The sequence below is a fragment of the Methylobacter marinus A45 genome (genome assembly GCF_000383855.1).
In the GTDB taxonomy this organism is placed as follows: Bacteria; Pseudomonadota; Gammaproteobacteria; order Methylococcales; family Methylomonadaceae; genus Methylobacter; species Methylobacter marinus.
Window position 1 is genome coordinate 4,299,096 of sequence record NZ_KB912877.1, and the last position, 14,811, is coordinate 4,313,906.

15 protein-coding genes are annotated in these 14,811 nt (G+C 53.9%); 5 read left to right on the plus strand and 10 right to left on the minus strand.

Annotation, left to right across the window (positions count from 1 at the left end):
- Positions 1–113: 113 nt before the first annotated feature.
- Positions 114–719, minus strand: a complete 606-nt coding sequence (locus METMA_RS0120165; RefSeq protein WP_020160925.1) for a hypothetical protein — start codon at positions 717–719, stop codon at positions 114–116.
- Between the two features lie 368 nt (positions 720–1,087).
- Here METMA_RS0120165 and METMA_RS0120175 point away from each other — a divergent pair, with 368 nt between their 5' ends.
- Positions 1,088–1,657 carry a CAP domain-containing protein gene (locus METMA_RS0120175; protein WP_020160927.1) on the plus strand — a complete coding sequence of 190 codons (570 nt, stop codon included), beginning with the start codon at positions 1,088–1,090 and terminating at the stop codon, positions 1,655–1,657.
- A 15-nt stretch (positions 1,658–1,672) separates the two neighbouring features.
- Here the strand turns inward: METMA_RS0120175 and METMA_RS0120180 are convergent, their stop codons facing one another.
- The 6 genes from METMA_RS0120180 to zigA form a co-directional block, all read right to left on the minus strand.
- Complete coding sequence (locus tag METMA_RS0120180) at positions 1,673–2,125, minus strand: DUF305 domain-containing protein (protein ID WP_020160928.1); 453 nt, start codon at positions 2,123–2,125, stop codon at positions 1,673–1,675.
- Positions 2,126–2,219: 94 nt separating this feature from the next.
- Positions 2,220–2,897: a class I SAM-dependent methyltransferase gene (locus METMA_RS0120185; protein ID WP_020160929.1), complete on the minus strand. Its 678-nt coding sequence runs from the start codon at positions 2,895–2,897 to the stop codon at positions 2,220–2,222.
- A gap of 39 nt (positions 2,898–2,936) precedes the next feature.
- On the minus strand, positions 2,937–3,458 hold the full coding sequence (msrB, locus tag METMA_RS0120190; protein ID WP_020160930.1) for a peptide-methionine (R)-S-oxide reductase MsrB: 522 nt from the start codon (positions 3,456–3,458) through the stop codon (positions 2,937–2,939).
- A 164-nt stretch (positions 3,459–3,622) separates the two neighbouring features.
- Positions 3,623–3,745 (minus strand): hypothetical protein, encoded by a 123-nt coding sequence (locus tag METMA_RS28070; RefSeq protein WP_020160931.1) that lies wholly within the window; start codon positions 3,743–3,745, stop codon positions 3,623–3,625.
- Positions 3,746–3,754: 9 nt separating this feature from the next.
- Entirely contained in the window at positions 3,755–4,054 is a 300-nt protein-coding gene (locus tag METMA_RS25200) for a DUF1826 domain-containing protein (protein ID WP_020160932.1), read from the minus strand.
- Between the two features lie 21 nt (positions 4,055–4,075).
- Complete coding sequence (gene zigA, locus METMA_RS0120205; RefSeq protein WP_020160933.1) at positions 4,076–5,287, minus strand: zinc metallochaperone GTPase ZigA; 1,212 nt, start codon at positions 5,285–5,287, stop codon at positions 4,076–4,078.
- Positions 5,288–5,463: 176 nt separating this feature from the next.
- Between zigA and METMA_RS0120210 the strand changes: the two genes are divergently transcribed.
- Entirely contained in the window at positions 5,464–5,700 is a 237-nt protein-coding gene (locus METMA_RS0120210; protein WP_020160934.1) for a hypothetical protein, read from the plus strand.
- A gap of 207 nt (positions 5,701–5,907) precedes the next feature.
- On the opposite strand, the gene METMA_RS0120215 is transcribed toward METMA_RS0120210, so the two are convergent.
- On the minus strand, positions 5,908–7,221 hold the full coding sequence (locus METMA_RS0120215; RefSeq protein ID WP_020158288.1) for an IS1380 family transposase: 1,314 nt from the start codon (positions 7,219–7,221) through the stop codon (positions 5,908–5,910).
- Positions 7,222–7,943: 722 nt separating this feature from the next.
- Here METMA_RS0120215 and ycaC point away from each other — a divergent pair.
- The 3 genes from ycaC to METMA_RS0120230 all read left to right on the plus strand — a co-directional run bounded on the left by ycaC (position 7,944) and on the right by METMA_RS0120230 (position 11,666).
- The gene (gene ycaC / locus METMA_RS0120220) at positions 7,944–8,570 is read left to right on the plus strand and encodes an isochorismate family cysteine hydrolase YcaC (protein ID WP_020160935.1); all 627 of its coding nucleotides are present in this window, start codon (positions 7,944–7,946) and stop codon (positions 8,568–8,570) included.
- Between the two features lie 42 nt (positions 8,571–8,612).
- A complete protein-coding gene (locus tag METMA_RS0120225) occupies positions 8,613–10,049 on the plus strand; it encodes a DUF1254 domain-containing protein (protein WP_020160936.1) in 1,437 nt (478 codons plus the stop codon).
- A gap of 279 nt (positions 10,050–10,328) precedes the next feature.
- Positions 10,329–11,666, plus strand: coding sequence for a DUF1254 domain-containing protein (locus METMA_RS0120230; RefSeq protein WP_198014555.1), 1,338 nt, complete (start codon positions 10,329–10,331; stop codon positions 11,664–11,666).
- Between the two features lie 163 nt (positions 11,667–11,829).
- Here METMA_RS0120230 and METMA_RS0120235 read toward each other — a convergent pair whose 3' ends face one another.
- Positions 11,830–13,026, minus strand: a complete 1,197-nt coding sequence (locus tag METMA_RS0120235) for a cation:proton antiporter (protein ID WP_020160938.1) — start codon at positions 13,024–13,026, stop codon at positions 11,830–11,832.
- 385 nt (positions 13,027–13,411) lie between these two features.
- On the minus strand, positions 13,412–14,746 hold the full coding sequence (locus tag METMA_RS0120240; RefSeq protein ID WP_198014560.1) for an oligosaccharide flippase family protein: 1,335 nt from the start codon (positions 14,744–14,746) through the stop codon (positions 13,412–13,414).
- Between the last annotated feature and the right edge of the window lie 65 nt (positions 14,747–14,811).

Sequence of the window (14,811 nt, forward strand, 5' to 3'; positions counted from 1 at the left end):
GTAAAAAGCTTGCCGGGCGCGGCCTCGGAAAGCAGAAAAAACATGACCGCATTATAGCCGCGCTCCGGTTAAGTGCAATGTCAGGCCGGTTTTGAGTTTGTGATTCGTTGCCATTACGTGCCGCCAGCAAGGGTAGTAGCGGCCCGTCTACGATACATTATCATTGCCATTAACAGCATACACGCCACCGCAACGGCGGCGGGAAACAGTACTGTCGTAATGGAATAATTCTCAAGCGCCATCATGACGAGGATATTGCGGACAACGAACAGGGAAAAGAACAGCAAGGATTCTGAATGCGGAAAACTATACGCCTTCCTGAACGTTGGTCCGAACCCGAGAACATCGACGGTTGTAAGAACGACAACGGCCCACAATGGGTCGGACGAAAAATACCAAAGCGGCAAGGAAGACATTGCCAATGTAAAAAATAGCCAATCCGTTTTTGTGATTGTAATATCGGCACGCTTAACGTAAGCGAGGAATGCAACAAACACCGTTATGCATCCGGATACCCCGATGGGCCAGGCGCCCACACCGCCTTTATCTTCGATCTGTGCAAGAAAAACCACGAAGGTTGTGGCGCCCCAAATGATCCAGGAAAAAACATGGGGCTTGGTCGCGCCGCTAATGATTGTCCGGATATACGGAACAAACGCTGCGAAAGTAAGCGCGATAGCGACAGCGCTTAAAATCTCTTTGTAAGGCATGACTCCCATATGTTCTCCTTTGTCCAACAAAATATGCCTGTCTTATATACCAGAACCATTATAGAACAACCGTTTTCTACAACCCCTATAGTTATAAGGATTTGGTCGTCAATAACTTCCCTGTTTAAACAGAGGATGTGCCGACGCCAGGAGGCGCATCGTTCGCGATTGATACGCTTCACCGCATCGCCATACCCGTCAGCACCAATCGCATTGCCGGCAAAACAAGATCAAATCCCCTTGCGCAACAGCCATCAATTAATAATGCCCGAAGTTTACTGATTGATGGGGATGAGTATTTCGGATAGCATTGGCGGCCGTTTGGGCGTAACGCCTGTTTTTCGCATCAACTTCATCGTCCTGTCGACCATCCCGAAATGAACAAACTCGCTCTGATTACACTGATATGGCTAGTCGCTTCCTATTGCCAGGCAGATTCCTATGAAGGCACCGCGCTCCGGATAGACCCGCGGCAACTGGAACGCCGGATTCATCAGGAGGTCAATCGCGAGCGGCAGAAATACGGCCTGGCGCCACTGGCGCGGGATGAAAAGCTGACCGAGATAGCGCGCAATCACAGCCAGGAAATGGCCAGATACAATTTCTTCAGTCATATCAATCCGCGGCATGAAGACCCGACCGCGCGCGGCAAACGGCAGGGATGGAACGAAAAGAAGCAAATCGGCCCCCGTACCTGGAAAACCGGTCTGGCCGAAAATATTTTCCTGAACAGCCTTTACAACAAAATAGTGACGACAAGAGAGAACGGCACCGTCAGCCGGGAATATTTCTGGAATAATCCGGACCAGCTCGCGCAAACGACAGTACAGGGCTGGATGGACAGCCCGCCGCATCGACACAATATCCTGTCTCCGCTGGTTGACCGCCAAGGCATCGGCGTCGCCATATCGGGCAATGACGTGTATGTGACGGAGGATTTGTTTTAACAGGGATAGACGCGGTTATCGCCGACCCTCAAGCTCTTTAATCAGGATCTTCATTTCGTTAATCTCCTTGCGTTGGGTCTCGATAATGGCGTCGGCAAGCTTGCGGACGCGCGGGTCCGAGATGCGGGCACGCTCGCTGGTCAGGATGGCGATGGAATGATGAGGAATCATGGCCTTCATGTAAGAGACATCGTCCACGGTGCTCTGGCTGCGGACGAGCCACAGCGCGAGGGCGAAAACGAGCGCGCTGCCCGCAAAAATACCTGTATTCACGCGCCGGTCGGGGTACATATTCAGCATGTATCCCAACATGATGATAGCCATTGTCGCGCCCATCACGATCGCCATGTACATGCGTGTCTCGCTGAAAACCACATGCTCTAACTGGTAGGTGTTCAAATACATCAGCACCAGCATAACGACGGTTGAAGTCGCGATCATGGCACCGAATTTTGCGTACTTGCTCATAGTGATCCTCCGGTGTAAATGTGGATTGCCACTGCGGCACGGCTGACGCTTGAATCAGGTCGTGCCGCTTTTTACCGTCGCCCCGTCCCCATTGTCAGCCGGCGGGCTCTCCGATAAAAATGATGGAAGCCGGAGCACGGGTTTTCGGGTTCACGGGTTCGAGTTGCTCAACAAGTCTGAAGCCGTTTTCCAGAAACAACGATTTCCAGGTTTCCAAGGTCCTGAAGTACCAGGGTGCGGGATCGGTGAATGCATCACTGAATCCGCTCCAGCTTCCTTCGCGCCAGCCGTCCTCATAATGGTTTTCCCCGCAACCTGCCACAGGGTGAATTGTCTGAATAATAAGAGCACCGTGCTCATTCAATAAGGAGGGGATTTGTTGAAATAAATGATTAACGGATGTCTCGCCAAGCAGGGAAAAATTGCACACGACGACATCGAATTGTTCACCGAGCGCTTGCAATGACACGTCCTCATAGGACAACACCCGAAACCTTCCGCCTCCATCCTTTGCGGCAGCCTCGACAAATTCAGGCACGATATCGATGCCCAGCGCGTTTATCCCCGTACGGGCCAATTCCCTGATAAGCCAGCCTTCACCACAACCGACATCAAGAACGGTGTTTGGTTCTCTACGCAATATCGCATTCACGACCGCCTTATTCGTGATCAGCATTCTGTTTTCGATTTCACCGTGACGGACAGCCGCGATCCAGGGCTGAACATTCTTTTTCCATGACGCTATGATTTCGTGGTCGGTCAGTTTACTCATGGGTCGGTTATCAGCTGACGTCCGCTCTTGAACGCGTTGTTATTTTGATGGTTTTTCAAACATCGGCACAAATTCCCCGTAGCCGCTTGCTTCCAGCTTGTCGGCCGGAATGAAGCGCAGCGCGGCTGAATTCATGCAGTAGCGTTTGCCGCCTGTGGCCTGCGGGCCGTCGTCGAAGACATGGCCCAGGTGCGAGTCGGCCAGGCGGCTGCGCACTTCGGTGCGCGTGATGAAAAAGCCGCGGTCTGTTCGGAGGGTAATGCTGTCCTCGCTGATCGGCCTGGTAAAGCTCGGCCAGCCTGTGCCGGAGTCATACTTATCCAGCGAACTGAACAGGGGTTCGCCCGAAACCACATCGACATAAATGCCGGGCTGCTTGTTATCCCAGTATTCATTATTGAACGCGCGCTCCGTGCCTTCGCGCTGCGTCACCTCGAACTGCAACGGCGTCAGCCGGCTTTTGAGTTCCTCCGGAGAAGGCTTTATAAATGATTGGGCGTCCCAGGCGAAGGCCGTAGCGGCCCATAACGATAAGGTCAATGATAAAACGGCTTTATTCATGGTAAAACTCCAAAACGTTACCTGTTATGACATCTCGGTGGCAAAACTGTTCAGCAAGGCGGTCAGGGCAACCGTGTATCGCGTCTTTTTGCTCCTGCAACAGTGCCCATCAAAATTAGTTGGGTACAACCGGAATTTGTTCGATGGTCTTGCCCGAATTTATTTTATTTTACCGAAGCCGCGGGCGCGGCAATCATGACGCCATTTTGCGCGAACAGATCCTGAATAACCCTATCCAGCCCTTGGACCGGGTCGTAAATACGGCCCCAGCGAAAACGAATCAGCATGCTTTACCCTTACGCAAAGTCGAGAGTCAACAATAACCGGCGCGGTAATGCCGGGTTGACTTGCGGCGAGCGGTGTACCGCGCCATGTTGTTCATTGCCTTCCCAGGTACGGCCTTTCACCAAGCCCACCGCATAGGCCGGCATGGCGGAAATGGCGGCCGGGTCCAGAATGAGCCCGGATTGCTCGTCCTTAAGTCCGCCCAATTTGCCGCGGTCAACATAAGCGTCTTCCAGCCATTCCGTGCCGATACCGCCATAGGTGCAGACCAGGCGGCAAGTGACCGAATCCACATGAAAACGCGGGTACATGGGATGGTCGGCATGCCGGACTCATGCTTGATCCGTCTCGGCAAGCCATTGCGGGAAATCGTCCCGATAGGATATCCAGACCGCGGGTCCCGCGGCCAGTTCGTCATCAGTCAGCAAGCAACCGTCCAATTCAGCACGCGCTTTGTCGGCATCGATGTTTTGGCCGATAAAGACCAGTTCCTGTCGGCAGTCGCCGAAAGGCGACTGCCAATTGACCAGAATGTCAACGGCATACTCTTCAGGCCATTCAGCTTCCGGTACCGACGCCCACCAACGGCCGGCGCAGCCATGTTGCATGGTCCCGCCGGCTTGTGACCAGCTACCCGCCCACTCGGGGCGCGAGGCCAGCCAGAAGAAGCCCTTGGAACGCAACAAGGTGCCGTTATTCCAATCGTCACGATACAGATAATCATAAAAACGGCCGGGATGGAACGGTCTGCGGGCGGTGTAAACAAAACTGGCTATGCCGTACTCCTCGGTTTCGGGCGTATGGCTGCCGCGCATTTCCTGCAGCCAGCCGGGGGCTTGCTCCGCCTGTTCAAAATCGAACAGGCCGGTGTTGAGTAATTTATGCAGCGGCGCCCGGCCCATGATCATCGGGATGATTTCGGCTTCCCGGTTCAGGGATTTAAGGATGGCTGTTAAATTGGCCAGCTCATCGCTGCATACCAGGTCGGCCTTTGAAATCAGAATCACGTTGCTGAATTCAACCTGCTCGACCAGCAAATCGGCGATGTTACGTTCATCATCAATGCCCAGTTCGGCATTGATGTCTTTCAGCGACTGGGCTTCCAGATAATCGCGCATGAAATTGACCGCATCGACCACTGTTACCAGCGTGTCCAGTCTGGAAATGTCCGACAGACTGACGCCGTCTTCATCGCGGAAAGTAAAGGTTTCGGCAATCGGCATGGGTTCCGCGATACCGGTCGATTCAATCAGCAAGTAGTCAAAACGGCCGGCCTTGGCCAATTGCCCAACTTCCACCAGCAAGTCTTCCCGTAACGTGCAGCATATGCAGCCATTGCTCATTTCCACCATTTTTTCCTCGGTGCGATTGAGGGCGACCTCGTTTTTAACGAGCGCGGCATCAATGTTGATTTCACTCATGTCGTTGACGATCACGGCAATTTTCAGGCCCTCGCGGTTAGTCAGGATATGGTTAAGCAGCGTAGTTTTGCCGGCACCCAAAAAGCCGGAAAGAACAGTCACGGGTAATATTTTCGAAGTCATGAAAAGGGGTCTCAAGGGTTAGGGGAGGGCAATGCAATGTGATAGAAATGTTATAACATAACATTCAAAATAACAACTCTTTAAGGCATACGGCAACGATTCCTTCATTTTCGGGCCATAAAGTTGCCAGCCTATGCTATTCATAGCCTTGAAGGTGCTACGTGAATTAGTAACGGATGTTACGCACGGACGATTTTATCCCGTTTGCCGCGCCGAGCACCGCAGCTTTCGGCGAGAACAGCCCGAAGGGGCGCTGCCTGGATGCAGCGCGTTGCCAAAGGGACAGGAAGTCCCTTTTGGCAACCCTCGTCGAAAGCGAGGAGCGCAAGGAAAAAGCGGCAACGGGCGGCCTTTTCTTTGGTTACTTTCTTTTGGCCGCGCAAAAGAAAGTAACTCGCCTTCGGGTGCGATAAACCCGATTCAAATAATCGTCGCGCTAGCCCGGATATTTCATCAGCCCCATGAAGCCGCCCCTCAGAGGCACTCGACGACCAGAAACGACTGATATTTTTTGGAGGTGAAGTTCAACGGGCTATTTTCAGGGTCGATTGCCGATTTTCAGGCACAGCTCCCCCTTACCCCGTTGTTTATAGCGTGCCGGGTACAGCACTTACCGAGCGCTAATCAGGGCACAGGCGCTGGCAGACAGATCGAAACAGGGACTGGAAGGGATAATGACTGCTCAGCAGCAGCCGAATACGGCGGGTATTGCGGATGACTACGGCGCCGATCTTAAACAGTTTCAGGCGAATGGTGGCACAGGTGGCCTGCGCCAGTTCGGTGTTGTTCAGGGCGATCCGGCGGATGGCCTCGATCAGCGTATAGGCCAGCGTCGACAGCAGCAGGCGGAACTGGTTCGGCCACCACAGACTGCAGCTGGTACGGTCGGCAAACAGATCCAGTTGTTGCTCTTTAATCCGGTTTTCCATCTCGCCTCGGGCACAATAGACTTGTTCGTAAAGCGTTTGCGCCTCGCCTGCCAGGTTGGTCACGACATAGCGCGGGTTGCTGCCTTGACTCATGTGTTCGGCTTTGAGGATGACTCGGCGCCGGCATCGCCAGGTGCCGGCTTTATAGTGCAAATCGGTGAACACGCGTTGTTTCTGTTGTGTTGCCTCATATTGTGTCCGGGCTTGCTCAATCCAGGGTTGACTCAAACGCTTCAAGCGCTGGTTTTTGGCCAAACCAACGATATAGCGGACGCCCTTCCGCTCGCACCAGTTCAGCATCCGATGCCGACAAAAGCCGCTATCGCCACGGAAGATAATCTGAACGTCCGGCCAGACCTGACGCAGGCGTTTGACCAGCAAGGCCAGGATCGCCCAGCTGTGCTTGGCCCCGTCAATATTGCTGGGGCGCAAATAGCTGACCAGGCACTGATTACCGCAAAAGACATACAAGGGCAGAAAACAGTAATTCCGGTAATAACCGTGGAAAAAACGCCCTTGCTGTTCACCGTGAACCGGATCATCGGTGGCGTCGAAATCCAGAATGAGGGACTTCGGCGGCGTCTTATAGGAGGCGATGAACTGCGCCAGTAGTTCCTCATGCATCCGCCACATCAAGCCTCGGTCCGCCCGCTGTTCGAACCGGCACAAGGTGGAGCGGCTACCCAATGCCTGATCCTTTTCCACGGCCGTCTGAAAGGCGATATCGTTTCGGAGTGTATCGTGATCGTTCAAATCCTCATAGCCGCAGGCCAGACCATAAACCCGTTGTCGCAGCAAGTCGACTACCGGATGCCGGATGCGCTCAGGATCCCTGGGATCGTGCATCTGTTCCGCAATCCGTTGGGTTAACTGGAGCTGTTGGTCAATGGTTCTTAACAACAGCACACCACCATCACTGGTGATGGCTCCGCCGCTGAATTGGGCTTGTATTTTGCGGCGTTTAAAGGCAGGAAAATCTATTTGAGCTGCGGTACAATTTGGCACGGGCAAATCCTTGTTCAAATTCAATCTAAGCAACTGAATTTTATCGAACTCTACGGGATTTGCCCGCTTTTTTTATGAAATATCCGGGCTAGCGACACTTTGCTAAACCGATCTGAATTCAACTTACTGCGTAACATCCGTTAGTAATTCACTATTGTCATAAACTTAAAAGTTGCACAACGAAACTCAAATCGATTTTCAGACGTGGTACTTTCATTCTATATATGAGTTTTTTGGTACAAAAAATAGCCCTAAATCTGCCAAAAATGAATTTTTTAGAGGCATAAGGTCCAGTACCAAAATAACATTCGGCGGACGCTATTACCTCGAGAGGCCCGAAGGTGGGCCGGACTGGGGCTGCGCTTCGGTGCGCAGTTGATGTTTTCAAAATAGTCAATTCCCGATGACCTTAGGATTTGGTCAGCACATCCTATGCAAGATTCCAGTTTCAGGAAGTCATTTTTAGCCAAATCCTTAGTAATGGGCATGGCATAAATCAAGGAATTGTAGGTGCGAATTCATTTATGCCCTATGGGTACTTGTGCCCTTCAGGGTATTCGCACAGTGCGAATGAATTCGCACCTACACCGGAAATTCATCCGCGCACTTGAGGAAGTTATTTTATGCGCGTTCCTTAGCAACATCGCACTTCCCGCATAACCCGGGAGAGGGTGTAAGAATGGCCGCCCGCGCAACCAACCCTGGATTAAGGAGTATTAAGCATGAGCAAACCCTACATTCGCCTTGACAAGAACAATGCTGCCGTTTTGCTGGTTGATCATCAGTGTGGCCTGTTGTCCATCGTCCGGGATATCGAGCCCGACAGGTTCAAGAACAACGTCCTGGCTCTGGCCGATCTGGCCAAGTATTTCAAGCTGCCGACCATCCTCACCACCAGCTTTGAGGATGGGCCCAACGGTCCTCTCGTGCCCGAACTGAAGGAAATCTTCCCCGATGCGCCGTATATCGCCCGGCCGGGCCAGATCAACGCCTGGGACAACGAGGATTTTGTCAAGGCGGTCAAGGCCACCGGAAAAAAACAACTCATCGTCGCCGGCGTGGTCACTGAGGTCTGCGTGGCTTTCCCGGCCTTATCCGCCCTGGAAGAAGGCTATGAGGTCTTCGTGGTGACCGATGCCTCCGGAACCTTCAACGAACTCACACGGTATTCTGCGTGGAATCGCATGTCGGCGGCGGGTGCCCAGCTGATGACCTGGTTTGGCGTGGCCTGCGAATTGCACCGCGACTGGCGCAACGATGTCGAAGGCCTGGGCGCGCTGTTCTCGAACCACATCCCCGACTATCGAAACCTGATCAACAGTTACACCACGATCAAAAGTGGAAAGTAAGCGTTAAGAAAGTCGCAACTCAACATAGGAGATAGAACGATCATGGTCTATATCGCAAAAACAGTTTTCCGGAAAGTGTTTCTGGGTTTCGGCCTGCTCATCGCACTTAGCGAGATTACTATGGCTCAAGTTGAGCCTTTCGCCAATTCGGCCGACGAGACTTACGCACTTGCGAGAGATGCGTATCTCTACGCTTATCCATTGGTGCTGATGGATATCACCATGCGGCAGGTAACTAACGTGCCGGATGCTACCAGCGTGCCCATGCGCGCACCGATCAATCAGTTTGCGCATTTTCGTGAATATCCGGATGCGGAGGCCAGGGATGTGGTGCGCTTCAATTTCGACACGCTTTATTCCTTCGCCTGGCTGGACGTCGGTAAGGAGCCCGTCGTGCTGTCCGTACCCGATAGCGACGGCCGCTACTATCTGACGCCCATGCTGGACATGTGGACCGATGTGTTCGCGGTGCCAGGATCTCGCACCACCGGCGGCAAGGCCGGAAATTTCGCCATCGTATCGCCAGACTGGCGGGGAAAATTACCGAACGGCGTGGAACTCATTCGCGCGCCCACGCCGGTGGTCTGGATTATGGGCCGCACTCAGACCAACGGGCCGCATGACTATGACAATGTTCACAAGGTGCAGGATGCCTACAAGCTGACGCCTTTGAGCCGGTGGGGCAAAAAATATGCACCGCCCGAGAAATCGCCCACGGATCCGGCTGTCGATGACCAAACGCCGCCGCTGGTTCAGGTCAACAACATGAGTGGCGTTGATCTTCTAAAACGGTTTTCGCAACTGCTGAAGAAGCATCCGCCCCACGGCAATGATTACCCCATCCTGTTTCGCATGCGCCGTCTCGGTCTACAGCCTGGGCACGAGTTCGACGCCAGCAAGCTTGACCCGGCCACTGTCGTTGCAATCAACGCAGCGGCGAAGGATGCGATAACCGACCTTCAGCAAGTGGTCGCCCAGGGCAAACTGGGCGAGACGGTGAATGGCTGGAACTACGTCGTGGCCGGCATGGGCACTTACGGCACCGACTATCGAATGCGCGCCCTGGTGGCCATGGCCGGATTGGGCGCCAATCTGCCGGAAGATGCGATCTACCCCAACGCCTTTGTCGATGCGGATGGCAACCCGACCAGCGGCGAACATGCTTACGTTCTGCATTTCGAGAAAGGCAAACTGCCGGCCGCGAATGCTTTCTGGTCGCTGACCATGTACGACAAGGACGGCTTTCAGGTCCCTAATCCGATCAATCGCTTTGCAATTGGCGATCGCGACAAGCTCGCTTTTAATGCCGATGGTTCGCTGGATATTTACATTCAGCACAAATCGCCGGGCCAGGGTAAGGAGTCGAACTGGCTCCCCGCGCCCAAAAGCCCGTTTCAGGTCATGATGCGCATGTATTCGCCGAAGCCGGAAGCTTTGCGTGACGGCCCGGGTTTGCCGCCCATCAAAAAGGCCCAGTAAAGATGAAGCGGGTGGCGTGAGGCTTCTTCTGCCGGGAAAATCTCACTCCACCACTTGCTTATAGGATTTGGTTGAAAAAAATGCATTGTAGGGGCGATTTTAATCGCCCAAGGGCGAATGAATTCGCCCCTACAGGGTGTTCCACAATATCGGGAACTTAATTTTGACGGAATCCTTATCTTCATTCTGATCATAGTCATCAAAAACACCAGGAGTGTATTTATGAAAAATCTATTACTAGCCACGGCTTGCACCGCCATGCTCTGGAATGCTGCCACAATGGCTGCATCGCAGGGTATTTCCTCTCAGGAAGCCCAGGAGATCGCGCGTGACGCCTATATCTATGCCTATCCGCTGGTAATGTCGGGTGTGACAATTCAAGTGGGCAAAAACGTCGAAGAGCCTGTCGGGACCAGCGCACCGCTCAATCAATATGGGCACATGCGGACATTTCCCGATGACACCTTTACCATCGTAGTCCGCCCGAATGCCGATACCTTGTATTCTTCGTTAGCCTATGACGTGACCAAGGAACCCTTGATCGTCAGCATCCCCGATGCAGGCGATCGTTACTATCTGATGCCCTTCATGGATATGTGGAGCGACGTTTTCACGGTACCCGGAACCCGGACAACGGGGAACGCCGCGCAGACTTTTGCCATCGTCGGCCCGAACTGGAAGGGGCCTCTGCCGAAAGGCGTCAAGGAATACCGAAGCCCTACGGGAATCGGCGTGCTGATAGGCCGCACGCAGACCAACGGCAAGGCGGACTATGAGGCCGTGCGTAAGTTTCAGGACGGCATGAAGGCGGTACCCCTGAGCGCCTACGGTAAACCGTACACGCCGCCGAAAGGCAGGGTCAATCCTAATCAGGATATGAGTGTGCCGCCCGACCAGATCGACAAAATGGATGCGGCCACCTTCTTCGGGATGTTTGCCGAGCTGATGAAGGACAATCCGCCGCACGCCAACGACTATCCGATTCTGGATCGCATGAAGCGCATCGGCATCGTGCCAGGCAAGTCTTTTAAACTCGCCGACGCGCCCAAGGAGGTGCAGGACGCGCTAAATGCAGCACCGGCCGTCGCACTCAAGCAGATCAAGGATGCCTGGAGCAAGGCTGGCGTTGAGGCGAACGGCTGGCGCACCAACCTGAGCGTCATCGGCACTTACGGGACGGATTATTTGCATCGTGCCGGCGTCGCCTATGGTGGTTATGGCGCGAATGTCGTAGACGATGCAGTTTATCCGACGGCGTTCGCCGATGCGGACGGCAAACCTTTCAGCAGCGATAACCGTTACGTACTGCATTTCGACAAAGACCAGATTCCCCCGGTGCGCGGTTTCTGGTCGTTGACCATGTACAATGATCGCCAGATCTTCGCCAGGAATCCGATCAACCGCTATGCGATCGGCGATCGCGACAATCTCGCCTTAAATCCGGACGGTTCGCTCGATCTCTATATTCAGCGGGAATCGCCGGGTAAGGACAAGGAATCGAACTGGCTGCCAACGCCGGGAAACGGCTCATTTACGATGAACCTGAGACTTTATTGGCCCAAGGCCGAAGTCCTCGACGGTTCCTGGGTGCCGCAGCCAGTCAAACGGGTTGATTGAGAGAAAAGTCATGTTCGGTTCAACGCCTCTATGCCTGCGGGGGCGATGTGATCTCATGTACTACGGAGCGCATCGCATTCATGGTTCGCGCCAGGGCCGGATAATCCCTTTGAAATGCCTTATGGGCCAAAAATGAAGGAATCGGATCAATCAGACAAGTTGCTCATCCATAACGCCCATAAAGCCACTTCAACAGAAAAGGCGGCAATAGCGTGGTCAGGCCCACCACGATAATCATGCCGGCATAAACCGCGTCAGTGAAAATACCGCTTTCCTTGCCCAGTTCGGCAAAAATCAAGCCGATCTCACCGCGCGGCACCATGGCGATGCCGATCGCCCAGCGTTGAAACCAGGAACCTCTGATGAACAGCGGGCTGATGATTTTTCCTGCCACAGCGGCCGCGAACAAGGTCGAGGAAAACAGCCAGACAAACGGCGAGTTCCACTCAATTTCCCGCAGATTGAGAGACAGGCCGACCGTGACGAAGAAAATGGGCGTGAACAAGTGAATGATCGGTTTCATTTGCGCTTCTATTTCATGCGCAAAGTCGATATCGCCGCCGGCCAGGGACGCGCCAAACGGCAGAAAGAACCGGCGCGACAAGGCCATGCCCGCGCTAAAGCCGCCGAGTAGTTCCGGCGCGCCCACGGCATGGGCGAGCCAGGCAAAAAACAGCATCAGCGAAACGATGGTGCTGGGAATCAAGCCCGGCACGTCGCTCACGCTGCCGAGATGTTTGATGATAAACGAGATCAGCTTGGCGGCGATGGGCGCCAGAACAAAAAAGGTCAGCACGGAAAGCAAGACCTTGCCGGCATTGATCAGGTTGATGCCGCCGCCTATGGAGAATTCGTACAACAACGCCAGCAGAACGACGCCGAGAATATCATCGAGCACCGCAGCGCCCAGGACCACCTGGCCCTCGACGGAGTCTTGGCGTTTCAAATCGGCCAGGACCCGCAAGGTGATGCCGATGCTGGTCGCCGTCAGCGTGCCGCCTATGAACAGGGCGACCAGAAGAGGCAATTCGAAAAACCAGAAGGCCAGGGAAAAGCCCATGATAAACGGCATGCTCAAACCGACTAAGGCGACGATAAAGGCCTTGGCGCCGGTTTTTGCCAGACGCCTGACGTCGGTTTCCAGGCCCACTTCAAACAGCAGCATGATGATGCCGATTTCCGCCAGCAGTTTAACGGCTTCAACCGGCTCGACCCAACCCAGCAGACTCGGGCCTATCAGCACGCCGGCCAGCAGTTCGCCGATCACGGCCGGCGCTTTCAGGCGAACGGCTATCTCGGTAAACAGGCGCGCCGACAGCAGGATGATGAGCAATGTTAAAAAATAGTCATGGACTGCCATTGGCCTTATATTCCACAGTAAAATTTGACCCAATCAGAATTATTTCAGTATCGATTGCTAATCGGCCTCTTTGATGCCCAGGCGTTTTAATCCTGCCATTCCTACGGATTGATGCCCTGATACCGTAAATGAACAGACACGTAGGGGCGAACCTGCGTGTTCGCCCTTGCTCATCGGTTCACCCTTGGCCTGCGGTTCTCCGATAGCCTGTTGTGCACCCGAAACAGGGCGGACACGTAGGTCCGCCCCTACAATGCATCCGCACGATACAGGCGACCTCATTGATTTGTATGAAATGAACAGACACATGTAGGGCGAACCTGTATGTTCGCCCTTGCCTTCATATCGCCTCTAAGCTGAGTTGAGCGATGGAAAAACCGACTCCTTACAACAGGCCGAAATATAAACCGCCATATAAAACCAAAACGGCGCAGGTTACTGGCAACGCCAACGTTTTGATCATGTTCAGCCTGGAGTAAAACGCGACCAGTGCCATGGATAACAGACCCCAGGTAATCAGTCCCATGGCGCAGGCTAAAATCGCGCCATTGGCGCCAAAGCGGTCGACCAGGTAAATATAGCCCGCACTGAAAACCGTCATTCCGGCCAATACCGATAACCCGGCGCTTTTCAGTTTTTTCTGAGCGATCAATACCTGGGATAACAGATAGCCGATGGCAAAGGGAATCAGCAGCCACAGGCTCCAGGCCAACAACTTGCCGGCGTCCGCATAAGCCGCCCCGAACAGCCAGGGCGTGACAATCGGCATGATATAAATGCTGGCTATCAGGGCAGGGGCCGCCAGAAGCACTATCGCTTTGATCATGGTTTCGGCAAAAAAGATATCCTTGCCGTCGTTTCTTTGCGCTGCCCGGCTCAGCACGGGCAGCGCAGCCATCCCCAGGGACATGGGCACGGAACAGGACAGGGAGAATATTTGAAAAGCAAGCGCCAGAAAACCGATGGCTTGTTCGGGCAGCCGGGTGTACCGCAGCAGGATAACAGGCCCCTGCAGCAACCAGTTGATGGAAAAGCCTGAAATCAGCAATGGAACAGCCATGGCCAGCATGCGGGTCATGAATGCCGGCGCCCATGTCGGCTTGAGCGTGGCGACAAACCTTTTCCTGATCAGCCAGAACCCCGCCAAGGCCTGCAACCACCAGCTCAGGGCATGCATCAGGGCAACTTCAATAATGCCGCCATCGCCCAGCAACAGCCAGCTGGCGCCCAAAATGGCCTCCAGCGGCCTGAACAGGCCTTCCATGCGTAAACTGTAATGGGCGCGTTCATGCGCGATCAGGATATCCTCGGTCCAGTTGGCTAAAGAGCGGCCCAGCATGGCGATCGAAAAGACCAGGATCAAATGCCTGCTGAGCGGGTCGGGATTAAGCAGCCATCCGGCCAGCAAACAAATTGAACTGGCCGAAAACGCGGTAATGAAGCGTAACGTCAATGAAGCGCCGGCCAGTTGATGGGGATCGGTTGTGCTCCTGGCCAATTCAATGGCAATAATCCCCTGCATGCCGAACAGGGCGAGCGGCAGAAAGCCTAGATACCAGGCCTGAAAAGAGGCGAATATGCCGTAAATTTCCGGTCCCAGCAGCCGGGCGACCAGCGAAATATAAATGCCGCGCACAATAATGTTCAGCACACGGCCGCTGAACAGGTAACTGCCATTGGATAGGATAGAGTGAAACCCGCCGCCTGCGATTGATTTCATCGATACGATTGATCTGGCCAGGATTATAAATACAAGCGGGTAGGGCATCAGGCCACGTGGCGTGA